The organism is Actinomadura darangshiensis (genome assembly GCF_004349235.1).
In the GTDB taxonomy this organism is placed as follows: domain Bacteria; phylum Actinomycetota; class Actinomycetes; order Streptosporangiales; family Streptosporangiaceae; genus Spirillospora; species Spirillospora darangshiensis.
Genome location: NZ_SMKY01000189.1, coordinates 1 through 17,771, shown reverse-complemented (window position 1 = coordinate 17,771; position 17,771 = coordinate 1). Strand labels below are relative to the sequence as shown.

Sequence of the window (17,771 nt, the reverse complement as noted above, 5' to 3'; positions counted from 1 at the left end):
GCGTGGGCGGGGTCGGCGGCGTCGGGGGAGTCGGCGGCGTGGGCGCCGAGCAGCCCCCGCCGACGCAGGCGGCGGCCGACACGTTCGCCGAGATCGGCGTGCCGCCGGCCGGGGTCACCGAGGCGGACAGGCCGGCGTGGGCGCTGAGGAGCCCGCCGCCCGAGGACATCGTCCGGGCGCCGGACAGGCCGTTGCCCGCCGCCGCGGTCACGCCGGCGTCGAGCGACAGCTTGGCGCTTCCGGCGGGCGAGGCGGCCCGGCCGTCGAGCCGGGCGCCCGCCTTGACGGTGCCGTCCGGCGACGCGCTCGCGCCGGCCTGAAGCCGGACGCCGGCGCCGCCCTCGGGGGTGCCGGCGTTCACGCCGAGGTCGAGGCCCGCGCTCGTCGTCCTGGTCTTCTCGTCGTACTTCAGCGTGGCGCCGAGGTGGAGACCGGCCGCCGGCCGGGCCTTTGCGGCGGTGGCCTTTCTGACGGTCGGCGCCTTCTTTGTTGACGTCTTTCGGGTTTTCGACTTGTTGAGCGTTTTTCCCTTTTTCGGGGCGACCGTTTTCCGGTTCGCCGCTTTCCCCGGCGCCGTAAGCGTGTGCACCGCGTCCCCGAGAGGATGCGCTGCGTGCCTGGCGGGGGGCTTGGAGGCCTCGGCGTGCGAGACGCCGCTCATGGCGGCAATGCCGAGTACCGTCGCACCGGCCGTCACCGCCAGTCTCCTACCGTGATGCACAGAAGCTCCTGAGTTACTGGGTTGTACAACCTGCGAGCACGTTTACACGTCAAGTAGTCGATGTGAACAGCGTCCGGTGCTTTTAGGTAGGGATTCACAACAGAGGGCCGGGGTGATTGTGAATCTTTTCCGTGATGCACCGAACATGCCGGGCCGGTGAATGCGGCGGCCGGTGCGCCGGCGGCGGAGGGCGCCCCCGATACTGGGAGGGTGAGCAGGGTCATCGCGGGCAGCGCGGGAGGGCGGCGGCTGGCCGTCCCGCCGGGAAGGGACACCAGGCCGACGAGCGACCGAGCCCGGGAGGGCCTGTTCGGCACGGTGCTGGCCCTGCTCGGCCCGCTCGACGGCCTGCGCGTCGCCGACCTCTACGCCGGATCGGGCGCCGTCGGGCTCGAAGCGCTGTCGCGGGGCGCCGCCCACGCGCTGCTGGTCGAGTCGCACCCGCGCGCGATCAAGGTGATCCGGCGGAACGCCGGGTCGCTCGGGCTGCCCGGCGCCGTCCCGTGCGCGGACAAGGTGGAGCGCCTCGTCCGGAAGGGGCCCGGCGAGCCCTACGACCTGATCTTCGCCGACCCCCCGTACGCGGTGGCCGACGCGTCCGTCACCGCCCTCCTGGAGGACCTGCGCGAGCACGGATGGGCCGCGCGGGACGCCCTCGTCGTCGTGGAGCGCGCCGCCCGCGGCGCGGCGCTGAAGTGGCCGGACGGCTACGAGGCCGAGCGGGACCGGCGGTACGGCGAGGCGGTGTTCTGGTACGGCCGCGCGGAAGGCCGTTGACACGGAGGGAGTTCGGGTAGAGCCATGCGCATGAGGCCCGGGATCGATCGCGCGTTAGGACGGACCTGGGTCATCGCCTTGGTGATGTCCGTCGCGCTCCTCGCGAACATCACCTACGTGCAGGGCTTCGAGGCGCAGAACCTGCGGGACGACTCCCTCAACGCGCGCCAGTTCGAGGACCGCTTCAAGATCGACCGGGGCCCCATCGTCGCGGACGGCGAACGCCTCGCCTGGTCCCAGGGGGTCGACGACGAGCGCTACCAGCGCCACTACAAGGACGGCGCCGCCTTCGCGCCGGTCACCGGCTACTTCTCGGTGTTCGCCCAGACCGGCCTGGAGAGCGCCGAGAACCACTTCCTGGACGGGACCGACGACCGCCTCGCCACGTCCAACCTCGTCGACAAGCTGATCGGCAAGCACGTCCCCGGCGGGACGGTCGAGGCCACCGTGAACGTCAAGGCGCAGCGGGTCGCCTACGACGCGCTGAAGGCGAGCGGCGCCCGCCGCGCGGCGGCCGTCGTCCTGGACGCGGAGACCGGCGCGATCCTGGTGCTGGCGTCCACGCCGTCCTACGACCCGGGCGACGTGTCGACGCTCGACCGGGACAAGGCCGTGAAGGCGTTCGACCGGCTCGGCGACGAGCCGCTGAAGCCGCTCCTCGACAAGGCCGCGTACGAGGTGTTCCCGCCCGGTTCCACGTTCAAGACCGTGGTCGCCGCGTCGGCGCTGGAGGCCGGCGCGAGCGAGGACACCCGCGTCAGGGCGGGCCGCAGCTACCGGCCGCCGGGCGCCGGCCAGGCCATCAACAACGACGCGGGCGACATCGGCGGATCCTGCGACCTGAAGCAGATCGCGCTCATCGAGGCGTACGCCCAGTCCTGCAACACCACGTTCGCCTACATGGGAGCGGAGAAGCCCGGCAACGACGCCGTCCACGCGCAGGCCGGCAAGTTCGGGTTCGGCGGCCGGATCGAGTTCGCGGACGGCCTCACGAGCGCCCCCAGCTCCTTCCCGAAGACCGACCAGCCGTCGCTCAGCGCGCTCGGCTCCATCGGGCAGGGCAGCACGGTCGCCTCGCCGCTGCAGATGGCCATGGTCGCCGCCGGCGTCCTCAACGACGGTGAGGTCATGCGGCCCCATCTCGTCGACAAGCTGCGCGCCCCGGACGGCTCCACCGTCGACACGATCTCGCCCGAGCGGATGTCGCGCGCGCTGTCGTCCGGCCAGGCGAAGCAGATGCGGGACCTGATGAAGGCCGTCGTCGAGCGGGGGACCGGCAAGTCCCTCAAGGGAACGTCCATCCTCGGCGGCAAGACCGGGACCGCCGACGTCGAGGGCGCGTCCTACAACGACCGGTGGTTCATCGGCTTCGGCCCGCGCGACGACCCGAAGTACGCGGTCGCGGTGATGACAGAGGCGTCCGGCTACGGCATCGAGTCCGGCCCGATCGCGGCCAAGATCGTGGACGCACTGGGCGGCTGAGGGCCCCCCGGGGGAACGAGCGGGGACGGTACCGGCGAGCCCGGTGGAAAGCGGGCCGAATGCGATTTGGTACGTTCACGCCGCAGGTCAGAAACCGCGACCGAAGGGGTTCGCGCCGTGCGCCGTGTCGTCTGTCCGGGATCGTTCGACCCCGTCACCAACGGGCATCTCGACATCATCAGCCGCGCCTCCCGTCTGTACGACGAGGTGGTCGTCGCCGTGCTGATCAACAAGAACAAGAAGAGCCTTTTCACCGTCGACGAGCGCGCCGACATGATCGCCGAGGTCACCCGGGAGTACGGCAACATCCGGGTGGACACCTTCTACGGGCTCACCGTCGACTACTGCCGGGAGCAGGACATCCCGGTGATCGTCCGGGGGCTGCGGGCCGTCAGCGACTACGAGTACGAGCTGCAGATGGCGCAGATGAACCACCGGATCGCCGGCGTCGAGACGCTGTTCATGGCGACCAATCCCGAGTACGCGTTCCTGTCCTCCAGCCTGATGAAGGAGGTCGTGAAGTTCGGCGGGGACATCTCCGGTCTCGTCCCCGACAGTGTCCGCGACCGGCTGGTGGAGCGGCTCCGCAAGCAGGACTGACCCGCCGGCGCAGCGTCCGGCCCTGGTGAGGGGGCCGCGAGTTGGGTCATCGCGCGGTGTTCGGTACCCTGGGACATCGGCCATCGCAGGCGGCCGCCGTTCACCATGCCTCATGGAAGCAGGAATCCACTGACACGCAGCGAACCCAACGGCCCTCTCAAGCTCGACACCCGAGCTCTGGGCAGGCAACCCGGGTCGTCGCGCGAGGAGCACCTGTCCGTGCCGGCACCGGAGAATTTCGGCGTCGAGATGGTGGGCGTCCCCGAAGGCGCCGCGGTCGAGCTGGACCTCCGGCTCGAAGCGGTCCTGGAGGGGGTGCTCGTCACCGGCACGGCGACGGTCCCCTTGAAGGGGGAGTGCTCCCGCTGCCTCGACCCGATCGCCTCGACCTTCGAGGCGGACTTCCAGGAGCTGTTCGTCTACGACGACACCCGCTCGGGCGGGAACGCCGAAGACGACGAGCTCCGCCTCGAGGGCGACATCATCGACCTCGAACCGGTCCTGCGGGACGCGGTGGTGCTCGCGCTGCCGCTGTCCCCGCTGTGCCGGGACGACTGCCCGGGCCTGTGCCCGGACTGCGGTGCACGGCTGGCGGACGCCGAGCCCGGGCACCGGCACGACGTCGCCGACCCCCGGTGGGCGGCGCTGCAGGACTTGGCCGGCGACATGGCGCCGGCCGCCCCCGAACGGGGGAACGGGAGCTCCGGCACCCGTGGTTCATTCGACCGACGAGAAGGAAAGCAGGAGGGCTGACGTGGCCGTCCCCAAGCGGAAGAAGTCGCGCAGCAACACGCGGCACCGGCGCTCGCAGTGGAAGACCGCGGCGCCGAACCTGGTCGAGTGCCCGACGTGCCGCGACCACAAGCTGCCGCACACCGCGTGCGCGACGTGCGGAACCTACGACCGGCGGCAGGTCATCGCCCCGTCGGCCTGAGTCTTCTCGCATCCTGGGGGGCGGATCCGCGCTGACGGCGCGGCCCGCCCCCCACGGTGCGGAAGGACACGCACCCGACCACCCGGCGCGTGACGTCGGCGTGGTGACCGGCGCGGAGACTGAACATTCGTTCACTGCGCCCGGAGCCGTGGTGCACGCCGGGATCTTCAGCCGACCGGCGCGCACCTCGTCTTCGCGGACCCTCCCAGCCGAGCGTCCTCGCCGTCCCGGCCGCCCATGGCCGCGCGCCACGGACGCGACCGCGCATGCGCGGCGCACGGCCTGAGGAGGGCCCTGTGAGCGCCAAGAAGAGCGACCCCGCGCCGGACCGCGCGGAACTGACCGGCGCGCTCGGCGTCGAAGTGACCCCCGAGCTGCTCGAACGCGCCCTGACCCACCGCTCCTACGCCTACGAGAACGGCGGCCTGCCCACCAACGAGCGCCTGGAGTTCCTCGGCGACTCGGTGCTCGGCCTCGTCGTCACCGACACCCTGTTCCGGGGCCACCCCGACCTGCCCGAAGGGCAGCTCGCCAAGCTGCGCGCCGCCGTGGTCAACATGCGCGCCCTCGCCGGCGTCGCCCGCGGCCTCGGCGTCGGCGCCCACATCCGGCTCGGCCGCGGCGAGGAGGGCACCGGGGGGCGCGACAAGGCCTCGATCCTCGCCGACACGCTGGAGGCGCTGATCGGCGCCGTCTACCTCGACCGCGGCCTGGACGAGGCGTCCGCGCTGGTGCACCGGCTCTTCGACGGGCTGATCGCCCGGTCCGCGGGCCTCGGCGCCGGGCTGGACTGGAAGACCTCCCTGCAGGAGCTCACCGCCGTCGAGGAACTCGGCGTCCCCGAGTACCACGTCGCCGAGAGCGGCCCCGACCACCAGAAGACGTTCCGCGCCTCCGTGCGGGTCGGCGGGACGACCTACGGGGCCGGCGAGGGGCGCAGCAAAAAGGAGGCCGAGCAGCACGCCGCCGAGGCCGCCTGGAACGAGATCCGCGCGATCGTCGTCCAGCGCGAGACCGAGGCGCAGGGCGGGCAGGCGGCCGCCCAGCGGGACGCGCAGGCGGGGCAGGCGGCCCAGGCCGGTGCCTGAGCTCCCCGAGGTCGAGGTCGTCCGGCGCGGCCTGGAACGCTGGACGACCGGCCGCACCGTCGCCGCCGCCGAGGTGCTGCACCCGCGGTCGGTGCGCCGGCACGAGGCGGGCCCCGCCGACTTCGCCGGGCGCCTCGCCGGGCGCACCCTGCTGGGCCCGCGCCGCCGCGGCAAGTACCTGTGGATCCCCCTGGACGGCGAGGAGGAGGCGGTCCTCGCGCACCTCGGGATGAGCGGGCAGCTCCTCGTCGGCGAGCCGGACCGGGACCGCGAGAAGCACCTGCGCGTCCGGGCCGGGTTCGCCGACGGCGGCCTCGACCTGCGCTTCGTCGACCAGCGGACGTTCGGGCACCTCATGGTCGCCGACCTCGTCCCGGACACCTTCGACAAGGCCGCGCTCGTCCCCGAGCCGATCGCGCACATCGCCGCCGACCCGCTGGAGGACGCCTTCGACGCGGAGGTGTTCTTCCGCGCCCTGCGCCGCCGCAAGACTGGGATCAAACGGGCCCTGCTCGACCAGTCGCTGATCAGCGGGGTCGGCAACATCTACGCCGACGAGGCGCTGTGGCGGGCCAGGCTGCACTGGGCGCGGCCGACCGAGACGATGACCCGGGCGGAGGCCGCGCGCGTCCTGGAGGCCGCACAGGAGGTCATGTCGGCGGCCCTGGCGGTCGGCGGCACGTCCTTCGACAGCCTGTACGTGAACGTGAACGGCGAGAGCGGCTACTTCGAGCGATCCCTGGACGCCTACGGGCGGCGGGACGAGCCGTGCCGGCGCTGCGGCGCGGCGATACGCCGCGACGAGTTCATGAACCGCTCGTCCTACAGCTGCCCCGTGTGCCAGCCCCGCCCCCGCCGGGCACGGTACTAGCGACCGAGGGGGGACGGATGGACGAGGTCGAGGAGATCGTGCGGCTCACGGCCTGGGTGCGCGGCCGCGTCCAGGGCGTCGGCTTCCGCTGGTGGGTGCGGTCGCGGGCGCTGGAACTGGGCCTGGCGGGCAGCGCGGCGAACCTGGCCGACGGGCGCGTGGAGGTCGTGGCCGAGGGTCCGCGCGGCGGGTGCGAGCGGCTTCTGGAGCTGCTGGACGGCGACGTCCCGGGCGGCCTTCCCGGACGTCCCGGCAAGGTCACGGGCGTCGCGGGCCGCTGGAGCGCGCCACGCGGGGAGAGCCCCGGTTTCCTGGAACGGTGACCGGGTAGGGAGTACCGGTTCGTACCTGCTAAACTGGTAGAGGAAGGTTGTTACCGGCCTGTGATGTGCGGCTTGACCAGGACACCGGCCGGTGCGACTCTAGACGGTACGCGCACCGACTTCAGCTGATTCTCGTGCGCGATCCCTGCTGGTTACTCAGCGTGGAGGACCCTTAGTCATGGCGAAGGCTCTACTCGGCCACGTCGGCGGTCCCGACCCCCGGATGGTCGCGGAGATGCGGCGCCTTCAGCAGCGCGTACGTGATCTGGAAGCCGAGCTCGTACGGCTTCAAGCAGAGAACGACGCGCTCGCGACGGCGCCGGACGACGATGTGATGTCGCTTGCGGTGAAGGACCGTGAACCGGCGCTGACCTGATCAGCGCCAGATCTCTCTCAAGTAGGCAAGGGACGCCATGTTGGCGTCCCTCTGTTTTTATTGCATTTCTCTCCTCCTTCGGGCCCTAGAGGGCCCTCCATCGTCGAGAAATGCGGTGCGATCGCTGCATCGCTTCGGCTCGCCTTGCGGCTCGCTGCGCGATCAGGTTTCTCGCAGGCTCGAAACCTGCCTTCGGACGCGATCGCGGGTCTTGACCTTGTCGCGTGGCTGATGGGGTGGCTGAGGTCCGTGACTCGGGTCGGCTGAGGTCCGTGGCCCGAGGCGGCTGAGGTCGGTGACCTGGCTCGGGCTTGGTCAGTGCCGTGCTGAGAGGGGCTGCGGCCGGTATTGTTCGCGGGTGTTCAGGGGTTAGAGACCGCGGGAGGGGGACGGCTGGCGCGTGTATCTGAAGAATCTGACGCTGCGCGGCTTCAAGTCCTTCGCGTCCTCCACCACCCTGAAGTTCGAGCCGGGGATCACCGCCGTGGTCGGGCCGAACGGGTCCGGCAAGTCCAACGTCGTGGACGCGCTGGCCTGGGTGATGGGCGAGCAGGGCGCCAAGTCGCTGCGCGGCGGCAAGATGGAGGACGTCATCTTCGCCGGCACGGCCAGCCGGGCGCCGCTCGGGCGCGCCGAGGTCGTGCTGACGATCGACAACTCCGACGGCGCGCTGCCGATCGACTACACCGAGGTCACGATCAGCCGGCTGATGTTCCGGTCGGGGTCCAGCGAGTACGCGATCAACGGCGACGGGTGCCGGCTGCTGGACATCCAGGAACTGCTGTCGGACTCCGGCATCGGCCGCGAGATGCACGTGATCATCGGGCAGGGGCAGCTCGACCGCGTCCTGCACTCCGGGCCGGAGGGGCGCCGCGCGGTGATCGAGGAGGCCGCCGGCGTCCTCAAGCACCGCAAGCGCAAGGAGAAGGCGCTCCGCAAGCTCGACGCGATGCAGGGCAACCTGACGCGTGTGCAGGACCTGACCGGTGAGCTGCGGCGCCAGCTGAAGCCGCTCGGAAGGCAGGCCGAGATCGCGCGGCGGGCCGCGGTGATCCAGGCCGACCTCCGGGACGCCCGGCTGCGGCTGCTGGCCGACGACCTCGTCACGCTGCGCACGAAGCTCGACCAGGAGGCCGCGGACGAGGCCGCGATCCGGGAGCGGCGCACCGAGACCGAGCGGGCGCTGGCCGAGGCGCAGGAGCGCGAGGGCGTCCTGGAGGCCGAGGAGGCGGAGCAGGCGCCGAAGCTCGCGCAGGTCCAGGACACGTGGTTCCAGCTTTCGGCGCTCAAGGAGCGGCTGCGCGGCGTCGCCGATCTCGCCGCGGAGCGCCACCGCAACGCCGCCGAGGCGCGCGAGGAGGAGCGGCGCGGGCGCGACCCCGAGGACATGGAGCGCGAGGCCGCCGAGATCCGCGAGCAGGAGGAGATGCTCCGCGCCGCGCTCGACGAGGCGCAGGACGGGCTGTCCCGCGCGGTCGACGAGCGGACGGGCGCCGAGGAGGCCCTCACCGCCGAGGAGCGCAGGTTGCAGGCCGCCGCGCGGGCCGCCGCCGATCGCCGCGAGGAGCTGGCCCGGCTGCGCGGGCGGGTCGAGGCGCTGCGCAGCAAGGCCCAGGCCGGGCGGTCGGAGATCGGACGGCTCGCCGAGGCGCGGGAGGAGGCCGGGCAGCGCGCCGAGGCCGCGCAGGCCGAGTTCGAGGCGTTCGAGGCGGAGGTCGTCGAGGACCCGGAGCTCGCCGCCGAGCACGAGACCGTCCAGGAGGCGCTCGCCACCGCCAAGGACGCCGCCGAGTCCGCGCGTGCGGCCGTGGACGGGCCGCGCCGCGCCCTGAAGGAGGCCCGGGGGGCGGTCGGTTCGGCCCGTTCCGCCGATCAGGCCGCGCAGAAGAGGGTCGCGGCACTCCAGGCCCGGATCGAGGCCCTCAACCTGACGCTCGCCAGTGCCGCCGACGGCGGGGAGGCCCTGCTCGCGGCGGGCGCCGACGGTGCGCTCCAGGGGGTGCTGGGCACCGTCGCTTCGCTGCTGAACGTCCGTCCTGGGTACGAGACGGCGGTCGCCGCCGCGCTCGGGAACGCGGCCGAGGCCATCGCCGTCGGCTCGCTGGACACCGCCGAGGCGGCGCTGACGCTGCTGCGGTCCCGCGACGCCGGACGGGCCGGGCTGGTCGTCGGCGGGGGAGCGGCCTCGCCGTTCCAGCGGGTGGCCGGTGTCGACTACGCGATCGACGCGGTGAGCGTCCCCGACTCGATGCGTCCCGCCCTTGAGCACCTGCTGCGTGAGGTGGCCGTCGTCGACGATGTGCCGGCCGCCGCCGCGCTCGTCCGCCGGGAGGCGTCCCTGCGGGCCGTGACGCGCGACGGCGAACTCGTCGGCGCGCACTGGGCGCAGGGCGGTGCCGCCGGGGGCGGTCAGAGCCTCCTGCAGATGCGGGCGACGCTCGACGAGGCCACCGAGGATCTCGCCGCGGCCGAGACCGCGGCCGGCACGGCCGCCGAAGACCTGACGGCGTCGGTCGAGCGGGAGCACGCGGCCCAGACGGCCGTGGAGGCCGCCGAAGCCGCCGTCAACGAGGCCCAGGCGGGGGTCAACCAGGCCCAGGGCGAGCTTGACCGGGTCCGCGCGCGCTTGCGGGAGTCCGACGCGCAGGCGGCGCAGGAGGCCAAGCGCGCGGCGCGCCTGGAGGCCGACGCCCGCGGCGCCCGGGGCGAGGCCGAGCGGCTGACCAAGGCGCTCGACGCGGCGAACGAGTCCCTGGAGCGCGACACCGAGGCCGCCGAGGAGCTCGCGACGCGGCTCGCCGAGTCGGAGGAGGCCGCCGAGGTCGCCGACGAGGCCGGGCACGACACCGAGACGCGCGACGAGCTGAACGCCCGCTGCCAGGAGCTGCGCACCGCCGAGATGGAGGCGCGGCTGTCGGTCCGCACCGCGGAGGAGCGCGTCCAGGCCATCTCCGGCCGGGCCGACGCCCTCGAACGCGGTGCCCACCGCGAACGCGAGGAGCGCGCACACGCCGTGCGGCGCCGCGCCCGCCGCGAGGAGCAGGCCCGGGTCGCCCAGGCCGTCCTGCGGGGCGCTCGGACGGCCCTGGAGCGCATCGAGCACTCCCTGGCCGCCGCGGTCCGCCGCCGGGAGGGCGCCGAGCAGGCCAAGGCGGCGCGCGAGGCCGAGCTGAAGGTCGTCCGCAACCAGGTGCGCGAGCTGTCGGCGACCCTCGAACGGCTCGTCAACGTCGTGCACGGCAACGAGGTCGCCCGCGCCGAGCAGCGGCTCCGGCTGGAGCAGTTCGAGCAGCGCGCCCTGGACGAGTTCGGCTTGGAGGTCGAGTCGCTGGTCTCGGAGTACGGGCCCGACCAGCTCGTCCCGCCCGACCCCGAGAAGGGGGAGGACGCCCGGCCCGTCCCGTACGAGCGGGCCGTGCAGGAGAAGCGCGCCAAGACCGCCGAGCGGCAGCTCACCCAGCTCGGCAAGGTCAACCCGCTCGCGCTGGAGGAGTTCGCCGCCCTGGAGGAGCGGCACGCGTTCCTCACCTCGCAGCTGGAGGACCTGAAGAAGACCCAGCGGGAGCTGCTCGGCCTGGTCAAGGAGGTCGACGACCGGGTCCAGCAGGTGTTCGGCGCCGCCTACGAGGACACCGCCCGCGAGTTCGAGCGGATCTTCGCCCGGCTGTTCCCCGGCGGTGAGGGCAGCCTGTCGCTGACCGAGCCCGACGACATGCTCGGCACCGGTGTCGAGGTCGCGGCGCGGCCGCCCGGCAAGAAGGTCAAGCGGCTGTCGCTGCTGTCGGGCGGCGAGCGGTCCCTGGTCGCGATCGCGTTCCTCGTCGCCGTGTTCAAGGCCCGCCCGTCCCCGTTCTACGTCCTGGACGAGGTCGAGGCCGCGCTGGACGACACCAACACGCAGCGGCTCATCACGGTCTTCGAGGAGCTGCGCGAGTCGTCCCAGCTGATCGTCATCACGCACCAGAAGCGCACGATGGAGGGCGCCGACGCGCTCTACGGCGTCAGCATGCGCGGCGACGGCGTCACGCAGGTGGTCAGCCAGCGGCTGCACGACTAGCCGCGGCTTGATTTCAGATGACGGTGATTTCGGTCATATGATTCCTGGAACGTGACATCGCCCAATGTTCAGTATTTCGGGCAGGCCACGGGATCTGGTCGCAGGTATTTTCGGCCGCAGATAACCGTTCGGTGACATCGCATTCGCGGTGGTGACGCCTAATCGGCGGGAGCGGCGAGCACCGACCGTGATGATGCGGCGACTCTGGCGGACTTGTGCGGTCCGCGCGGCATCCACTACCCCTATGCACCGGCGGTGCTCCGGCTCCCCTCATCGGGCTCCCCCCGCCCGGTACGGAGAACCGCCGGAAAGGTGATGCCCGTGGACACCCGGAAACTCAAAGACAATTTCGCACAGGTGGGCACGAACGGCGTGGCGGTCGCCGAATACTTCTACGCCGACCTTTTCGGGCGGAATCCGCAGCTCAGGTCGATGTTCCCGGCGGCGATGGCCAAGCAGCACGAGGTGCTGCTCGCCGCGCTGTCCCAGATCGTCGCGTCGGTCGACGACCCGGACGCGCTCGTCCCCTTCCTGCGGGACCTCGGCCGGCGGCACCACGGCTTCGGCGTCGTCGCCGACCACTACGGGCCCGTCGGGGCCAGCCTGCTCGCCACTCTCGCCTACTTCAGCGGCCCCGAATGGAACGAGGACCTCGAACGCGACTGGACCGCCGCCTACGGCCTCGTCGCGAAGGTGATGGCGGAGGCCGCGGCGGAGCCGGTCGCCTGATCCGTCGTGGACGCCCAGCGATTGAAGGACAGCTTCGCCCAGGTCGCCGGCGAGGGCGACTCCGTGGCCCTGTTCTTCTATTCCGACCTTTTCGTGCGCAATCCGCATCTTCGCGATATGTTCCCGATCGGGATGAGCGGCCAGCGCGACAAACTGCTGCGTGCGCTCGGGCACATCGTCTCCCAGGTGGACGACCTGCCCACCCTCGTCCCATTCCTCCAGCAGCTCGGCCGCGACCACCGCAGGTTCGGCATTCTGGCCGAGCATTACCCGAACGTCGGGGCCAGTCTCCTCGCGACGCTCCGGCACTTCTCCGGTCCTTCCTGGGACGAGGAAATCGAAGGCGACTGGAACGCCGCGTACAGCCTCGTCGCGAAGGTCATGCTGGAGGCGGCCGACGAGAACGCCCTCAGCACCCCCGCCTGGTGGAACGGGCACGTCGTCGCGGTCGAGCGGCGCCGTTTCGACATCTGCGTCCTGCGCGTCCAGCCCGACCGGCCGCTGCCGTACCAGCCCGGCCAGTCGGTGGCGCTGGAAGTGCCGTCCCGGCTGCGGCACTGGCGGTACTACTCGATGGCGAACGCCCCGCGCCACGACCAGACCGTGGACTTCCACGTCCGGCTGGTGGACGGCGGGCCGGTGAGCCCGGTCCTGGTGCGCGGCACCGAGACCGGCGACCGCGTCCGCATGGGTTCGCCCATCGGCACCCTCACCCTCGACCAGGAGTCCGGGCGCAACGTTCTGCTCGTCGCGGGCAGCACTGGCCTGGCGCCGCTCAAGGCGATCCTGGAGCAGCTCGCAGGCCGTCCGACGCCGCCGCGCGTGCACCTGTTCTTCGGCGCCCGCACCCGAGACGGCCTCTACGACCTGGAGGACCTGACCAAGCTGGCGGGCGAGTTCCCCTGGCTCACCCTCGTCCCGGCAGTGTCGGACGAGCCCGGCGGGCACGGGTTCTCGTCGCTGCTCAACTCCGGTGACGGCGACGTCGAGCACGGCAACCTGTCCGACGTGGTCGCCAGGCACGGCCCATGGGACGGCCACGACGCCTACGTGTGCGGGCCGTCCGCCATGGTCGGGCACACCGTCGAGCAGCTGGCGCGGCTCGGCGTCCCGCGCGACCGCATCCGCCTGGAAACCTTCGCAGACGCACAGAGGTGAGCGCGTTGAACTCCCCTAACCTTCCGGTCGTCTCCGAGGGCTCACGGCTGACCCCGGGCGAACTCCACTCGGTGGTGTTCGCCCGGGCTGCCCTGGGACGCCGCGGATACGACGAGGAGCAGGTCCGCAACTTCCTGCAGTACGTGGAGCGGGAACTCGTCCAGATCTTCGGCGACAAGGCCGCCCTCGCCGATGAGGTGAACCGGCTGCGCGCACTCGCCGCCAAGGGCACCCGCGGCGTGATGGCGCCCGAGGACGCGCACTTTCAGGCCGTCCGCATCCTGTCGCAGGCCCAGCAGACCGCCGACCTGTACGTGGCGGACGCCGAGCGCTACACCCGCGAACTGGCCCACGAGGCCCGCTTGCACAGGGAGGCGATCCTGTCCGACGCCAAGGGCCGCGCCGAGCAGCTTCTGGAGGAGGCCCACCGCAAGGCCGCCGCCGTCGCCGACGCGGCCGTACGCACGGCCGAGCAGATGGCCCCGCCCGTGGCGCGCCCGGACACCGTCCCGGACGGCGAACGCCGCGCCATGGAACGCGAGATCGCCTACCTGCGCACCTACAGCGACGTGTACCGCACCCACTTGCGCTCCTACCTGGAGGCACTCCTCCGCAACGTCGACGAGTGGGAATCCTCCGAACGGGCATCCCTCCCAGGGGTAACGCCAGGCGGGACCGCCAACCCGCCGGGCTGAAGCCATGCCCGCCGAGCCGGGCGACCGCGGCGACACGCCACGAACCTGCACGGTCACAAGAGGCCTGCACCGCGGCGTGAGGACCGACCGGCTCGTGACGGAGGTTCCAGCGGGTCGTCCCCGGGGGTAGATCCCTTCTGGGAGACTGGGGGCGCTATGGAATATGTGATCGTCATCGTCGCGCTGGCCGTCGTCGCGTTGATCGTCGGCGGCATCACGCTGCTGCGGCCGCGCCGGGGGCGGCCGCGCCCGCCGGTGGAGCGGCCTTCGGAACGGGCCGGCGGCGCGACCGCCGTCGACGAGGCCGAGGCGGGCGCGCCCGCGAAGGCGCCGCCGACGGAGGTGCCGCCGCCGCGGCCCACCGTCGAGATCGAGAAGCCGCCGCCGGGCGCGGGCCGGCTCGTCCGGCTGCGGGCGCGGCTCGCCCAGTCCCAGAACACCTTCGGCAAGACCCTCCTCGGCCTGCTGTCGCGCGACACGCTCGACGACGACGCCTGGGAGGAGATCGAGGACACGCTGATCACCGCGGACATGGGCACGTCCGTGGCCCGCCAGGTCACCGAGGACCTGCGGACCCGCGTCCAGGTGCTCGGCACGCGCAGCGTGGCGGAGGTCCGCGGGCTGCTGAAGGAGGAGCTGGTCAAGCAGATCGGCCTCGACCTGGACCGCGCCGTGCGGACCGAGGCGCCCGGCGACCGTCCCGCCGTCATGATGGTCGTCGGCGTGAACGGCACCGGCAAGACGACCACCTGCGGCAAGCTCGGCCGCGTTCTCGTCGGCGACGGCAACACCGTGCTGCTGGGCGCCGCCGACACCTTCCGCGCGGCCGCCGCCGACCAGCTGGAGACGTGGGGGACGCGGGTCGGGGCGCAGGTCGTCCGCAAGGACGAGGGCGCCGACCCGGCCAGCGTCGCGTTCGATGCCGTCAAGCAGGGCATCGATACCAAGGTCAACGTGGTGATCATCGACACCGCGGGCCGGCTGCACACCAAGACCGGCCTGATGGACGAGCTCGGCAAGGTCAAGCGCGTCGTGGAGAAGCAGGCCACGGTGGACGAGGTCCTCCTCGTCCTGGACGCGACCACCGGGCAGAACGGCATGCAGCAGGCGCGCGTCTTCGCCGAGGTCGTCAACATCACCGGCGTGGTGCTGACGAAGCTGGACGGCACCGCGAAGGGCGGCATCGTCGTCCAGGTGCAGCGCGAGCTGGGCGTCCCGGTCAAGCTGGTCGGGCTGGGGGAGGGGCCGGACGACCTCGCGCCGTTCGAGCCCGAGGCCTTCGTGGACGCGATTCTGGGCGACTGAAAACTGCCTTTCAACGGATAAATACGGCATGTGAGGACTTAGAAACACCGGTGAAACACACCGGGGTCGGTTTTCACACCCCGGAAACGTACGGATCCCTCGCGTGAAATGGCCGCGGTCGAGTCTCTGAGCTGTTCGAAGTTCCCTGGCGAGGAGGGACTCTCTCAGAGATGAAGATCGATAGCGGCAGTACCGCCTGGATGCTGACGAGCACCGCGCTCGTCCTGCTGATGACACCGGGGCTGGCCTTCTTCTACGGGGGCATGAGCCGGGCCAAGAGCGTCCTCAACATGATGATGATGAGCTTCGTCAGCATCGCCGTGGTGGGCATGGCTTGGGTCGTCTACGGCTACTCCCTCACGTTCGGCGACGGCGGCCCGCTCAGCTCGTTCATCGGCGGTTTCGGGGACTGGGGCCTCGTCGGACTGGAGAACGCGGCCACGGCCGACGACGGGACGGGCATCCCGCAACTGGTCTTCGTGGCGTTCCAGGCGACGTTCGCCATCATCACCGTCGCGCTGATCAGCGGCGCCATCGCGGACCGTGCCAAATTCGGGGCGTGGGTCGTGTTCACCCTCGTCTGGGCGACGCTCGTGTACTTCCCGATCGCGCACTGGGTGTGGTGGTCCGACGGCAAGGACGGCGGCAAGTCCGGCTGGCTGTTCGACCTCGGCGCACTCGACTTCGCGGGCGGGACGGTCGTCCACATCAACGCCGGTGTCGCGGCGCTCGCGCTGGTGCTGGTCCTCGGCAAGCGCAGGGGCTGGCCGAAGGAGCCGATGCGCCCGCACAACCTGCCGTTCGTCCTGCTCGGCGCCGGCCTGCTGTGGTTCGGGTGGTTCGGGTTCAACGCCGGGTCCGCGCTGTCGGCCGGCGCCACCGCCGCCGTCGCGTTCGTCAACACGCTCGCCGCGACCTGCGCCGCCGCGTTCGCCTGGATCATCGTCGAGAAGCTGCGGGACGGCTCGTCCACCACGCTCGGCATCGCGTCCGGCGTCGTGGCCGGGCTGGTCGCCATCACCCCGGCCTGCGCGTTCATCACCCCGCTCGGCGCCATCGTCCTCGGCCTCATCGCCGGCGCGGTCTGCGCGTTCGCGGTCGGCCTGAAGTACAAGCTCGGCTACGACGACTCGCTCGACGTCGTCGGCGTCCACATGGTCGGCGGCATCGTCGGCGCCCTGCTGATCGGCTTCCTGGCCACCACCGCCGTGAACGACGCCGGCGCGGACGGCCTGTTCGCCGGCGGCGGGCCCGCCCTGCTCGGCAAGCAGGCGGTCGCCGTCCTCGCCACCCTCGCCTACTCTTTCACCGTCACCTACGTGATCGCGAAGGTCATCGACCTGGTGATGGGCTTCCGGATCGACGAGGACGACGAGGCCGCCGGCATCGACAGCACGGCGCACGCGGAGACCGCCTACGACTTCGGCACCATCCGCGCCGGCACCGGGGCGACCGCGGCCGCGCCCGCCCCGTCCGTCCCGGCGAAGAAGGTGGAGGCATGAAGCTCATCACGGCGGTCATCAAGCCGTTCAAGCTGGACGAGGTCAAGAAGGCCCTGGAGACCTTCGGGGTCCGGGGCATGACCGTCAGCGAGGCCAGCGGCTACGGCCGGCAGAAGGGCCACACCGAGGTCTACCGGGGCGCCGAGTACCAGGTCGACCTGGTACCCAAGCTGCGCATCGAGGTCCTCGTCGAGGCCGAGGACGCCGACGACATCATCGACGTGATCGTCAATGCGGCCCGCACCGACAAGATCGGCGACGGCAAGGTCTGGGCCGTCCCGGTCGACACCGTCGTCCGGGTCCGCACCGGCGAGACCGGCCCGGACGCCCTCTAGGAAGCCCGGTGACCCTCGCCGGAGAGACGGCCCGCGCAGCCCTGGCGGCGGCGCGGGCCGCCCGCACCGCGACCCTGGACCACTGGCTCGGCTCCCTCCTCGCCTCCGCTCCCGAGGGGGTGGCGCTCGCCGCGGTGGGCAGCCATGCGCGCCGCGAGCTGACCCCCGGCGGCGACCTCGATCTCGTCCTGCTGCATCGCGGCCTGGCCGGCGTCGCGGCGATCGCCGACCGGGTCTGGTACCCGGTCTGGGACTCGGGGCTGCGGCTCGACCACTCCGTCCGCACCGTCGGCCAGGCGCGGACCGTCGCGCGCGGCGACATGAAGGCCGCCCTGGGCCTGCTGTCGGCGCGCCGCATCGCCGGAGACCACACGCTCGTGGACGAGCTGCGCGCCGGCGTCCTCGCCGACTGGCGCTCCGACGCCCCCGTCCGGCTGGCCGAACTGTCGGCGATGTGCCGCGAACGCTGGGACGCCCAAGGGGAGCTGGCCTTCCTCCAGGAACCCGACCTGAAAGAGGCTCGCGGCGGGCTCCGGGACGTCCACGTCATGCACGCCGTCGCCGCCTCCTGGGTGGCGTCCGCTCCCGACGCGCGGGTCCGGTCCGCCCACGACCTCCTCCTGGACATCCGGCACGCCCTGCACGAGGTCACCGGCCGCTCGTCCGACCGCCTCGTCCTCCAGGAGAAGCAGGCCGTGGCGCAGACCCTCGGCCTGCTGGACGCCGACGTCCTGCAGCGCTCGATCGCCGAGGCGGCCCGCACGATCACCTATGCGGCCTCCCATCTGTGGCGCCGCGTAGACCGCTCCACCAGACCC

General features: G+C 72.0%; 17 protein-coding genes and 1 pseudogene. 17 read left to right on the top strand and 1 reads right to left on the bottom strand.

Going from position 1 to position 17,771, the window contains the following annotated elements:
• Window positions 1-697, bottom strand: a pseudogene (locus E1293_RS31475) (hypothetical protein); the annotation flags it as partial.
• A 234-nt stretch (window positions 698-931) separates the two neighbouring features.
• On the opposite strand from E1293_RS31475, the gene rsmD reads away from it, so the two are divergent.
• The 17 genes from rsmD to E1293_RS31390 form a co-directional block, all read left to right on the top strand.
• Window positions 932-1,498, top strand: coding sequence for a 16S rRNA (guanine(966)-N(2))-methyltransferase RsmD (gene rsmD / locus E1293_RS31470; protein WP_132201121.1), 567 nt, complete (start codon window positions 932-934; stop codon window positions 1,496-1,498).
• Between the two features lie 84 nt (window positions 1,499-1,582).
• Window positions 1,583-2,980 carry a penicillin-binding transpeptidase domain-containing protein gene (locus E1293_RS31465; RefSeq protein WP_243716835.1) on the top strand — a complete coding sequence of 466 codons (1,398 nt, stop codon included), beginning with the start codon at window positions 1,583-1,585 and terminating at the stop codon, window positions 2,978-2,980.
• A gap of 117 nt (window positions 2,981-3,097) precedes the next feature.
• Window positions 3,098-3,580 (top strand): pantetheine-phosphate adenylyltransferase, encoded by a 483-nt coding sequence (gene coaD / locus E1293_RS31460; RefSeq protein WP_132201119.1) that lies wholly within the window; start codon window positions 3,098-3,100, stop codon window positions 3,578-3,580.
• A 105-nt stretch (window positions 3,581-3,685) separates the two neighbouring features.
• Window positions 3,686-4,333, top strand: a complete 648-nt coding sequence (locus E1293_RS31455; RefSeq protein WP_132201118.1) for a YceD family protein — start codon at window positions 3,686-3,688, stop codon at window positions 4,331-4,333.
• A gap of 1 nt (window position 4,334) precedes the next feature.
• Complete coding sequence (gene rpmF, locus E1293_RS31450) at window positions 4,335-4,514, top strand: 50S ribosomal protein L32 (RefSeq protein WP_067632153.1); 180 nt, start codon at window positions 4,335-4,337, stop codon at window positions 4,512-4,514.
• Window positions 4,515-4,810: 296 nt separating this feature from the next.
• The gene (gene rnc / locus E1293_RS31445; RefSeq protein ID WP_132201117.1) at window positions 4,811-5,602 is read left to right on the top strand and encodes a ribonuclease III; all 792 of its coding nucleotides are present in this window, start codon (window positions 4,811-4,813) and stop codon (window positions 5,600-5,602) included.
• Window positions 5,595-6,473, top strand: coding sequence for a bifunctional DNA-formamidopyrimidine glycosylase/DNA-(apurinic or apyrimidinic site) lyase (gene mutM / locus E1293_RS31440; protein ID WP_132201116.1), 879 nt, complete (start codon window positions 5,595-5,597; stop codon window positions 6,471-6,473). The genes rnc and mutM overlap by 8 nt, the downstream gene beginning before the upstream one ends.
• Before the next feature lie 17 nt (window positions 6,474-6,490).
• Complete coding sequence (locus tag E1293_RS31435; RefSeq protein ID WP_132201115.1) at window positions 6,491-6,796, top strand: acylphosphatase; 306 nt, start codon at window positions 6,491-6,493, stop codon at window positions 6,794-6,796.
• Window positions 6,797-6,974: 178 nt separating this feature from the next.
• Window positions 6,975-7,172 (top strand): hypothetical protein, encoded by a 198-nt coding sequence (locus E1293_RS31430; protein ID WP_083946295.1) that lies wholly within the window; start codon window positions 6,975-6,977, stop codon window positions 7,170-7,172.
• Between the two features lie 400 nt (window positions 7,173-7,572).
• On the top strand, window positions 7,573-11,229 hold the full coding sequence (gene smc, locus E1293_RS31425; RefSeq protein ID WP_132201114.1) for a chromosome segregation protein SMC: 3,657 nt from the start codon (window positions 7,573-7,575) through the stop codon (window positions 11,227-11,229).
• A gap of 321 nt (window positions 11,230-11,550) precedes the next feature.
• Window positions 11,551-11,958, top strand: coding sequence for a globin domain-containing protein (locus E1293_RS31420; protein WP_165978478.1), 408 nt, complete (start codon window positions 11,551-11,553; stop codon window positions 11,956-11,958).
• Between the two features lie 6 nt (window positions 11,959-11,964).
• Window positions 11,965-13,116 (top strand): globin domain-containing protein, encoded by a 1,152-nt coding sequence (locus E1293_RS31415; protein ID WP_132201112.1) that lies wholly within the window; start codon window positions 11,965-11,967, stop codon window positions 13,114-13,116.
• Between the two features lie 5 nt (window positions 13,117-13,121).
• The gene (locus E1293_RS31410; protein ID WP_165978477.1) at window positions 13,122-13,811 is read left to right on the top strand and encodes a DivIVA domain-containing protein; all 690 of its coding nucleotides are present in this window, start codon (window positions 13,122-13,124) and stop codon (window positions 13,809-13,811) included.
• 156 nt (window positions 13,812-13,967) lie between these two features.
• On the top strand, window positions 13,968-15,116 hold the full coding sequence (ftsY, locus tag E1293_RS31405; RefSeq protein WP_132201110.1) for a signal recognition particle-docking protein FtsY: 1,149 nt from the start codon (window positions 13,968-13,970) through the stop codon (window positions 15,114-15,116).
• A gap of 170 nt (window positions 15,117-15,286) precedes the next feature.
• Window positions 15,287-16,618: an ammonium transporter gene (locus E1293_RS31400; protein WP_132201109.1), complete on the top strand. Its 1,332-nt coding sequence runs from the start codon at window positions 15,287-15,289 to the stop codon at window positions 16,616-16,618.
• A complete protein-coding gene (locus E1293_RS31395) occupies window positions 16,615-16,953 on the top strand; it encodes a P-II family nitrogen regulator (RefSeq protein WP_132201108.1) in 339 nt (112 codons plus the stop codon). Before E1293_RS31400 ends, E1293_RS31395 begins: the two co-directional genes overlap by 4 nt.
• A gap of 8 nt (window positions 16,954-16,961) precedes the next feature.
• A partial coding sequence (locus E1293_RS31390) for a [protein-PII] uridylyltransferase family protein (RefSeq protein ID WP_481726104.1) occupies window positions 16,962-17,771 on the top strand: 810 nt, incomplete at its 3' end.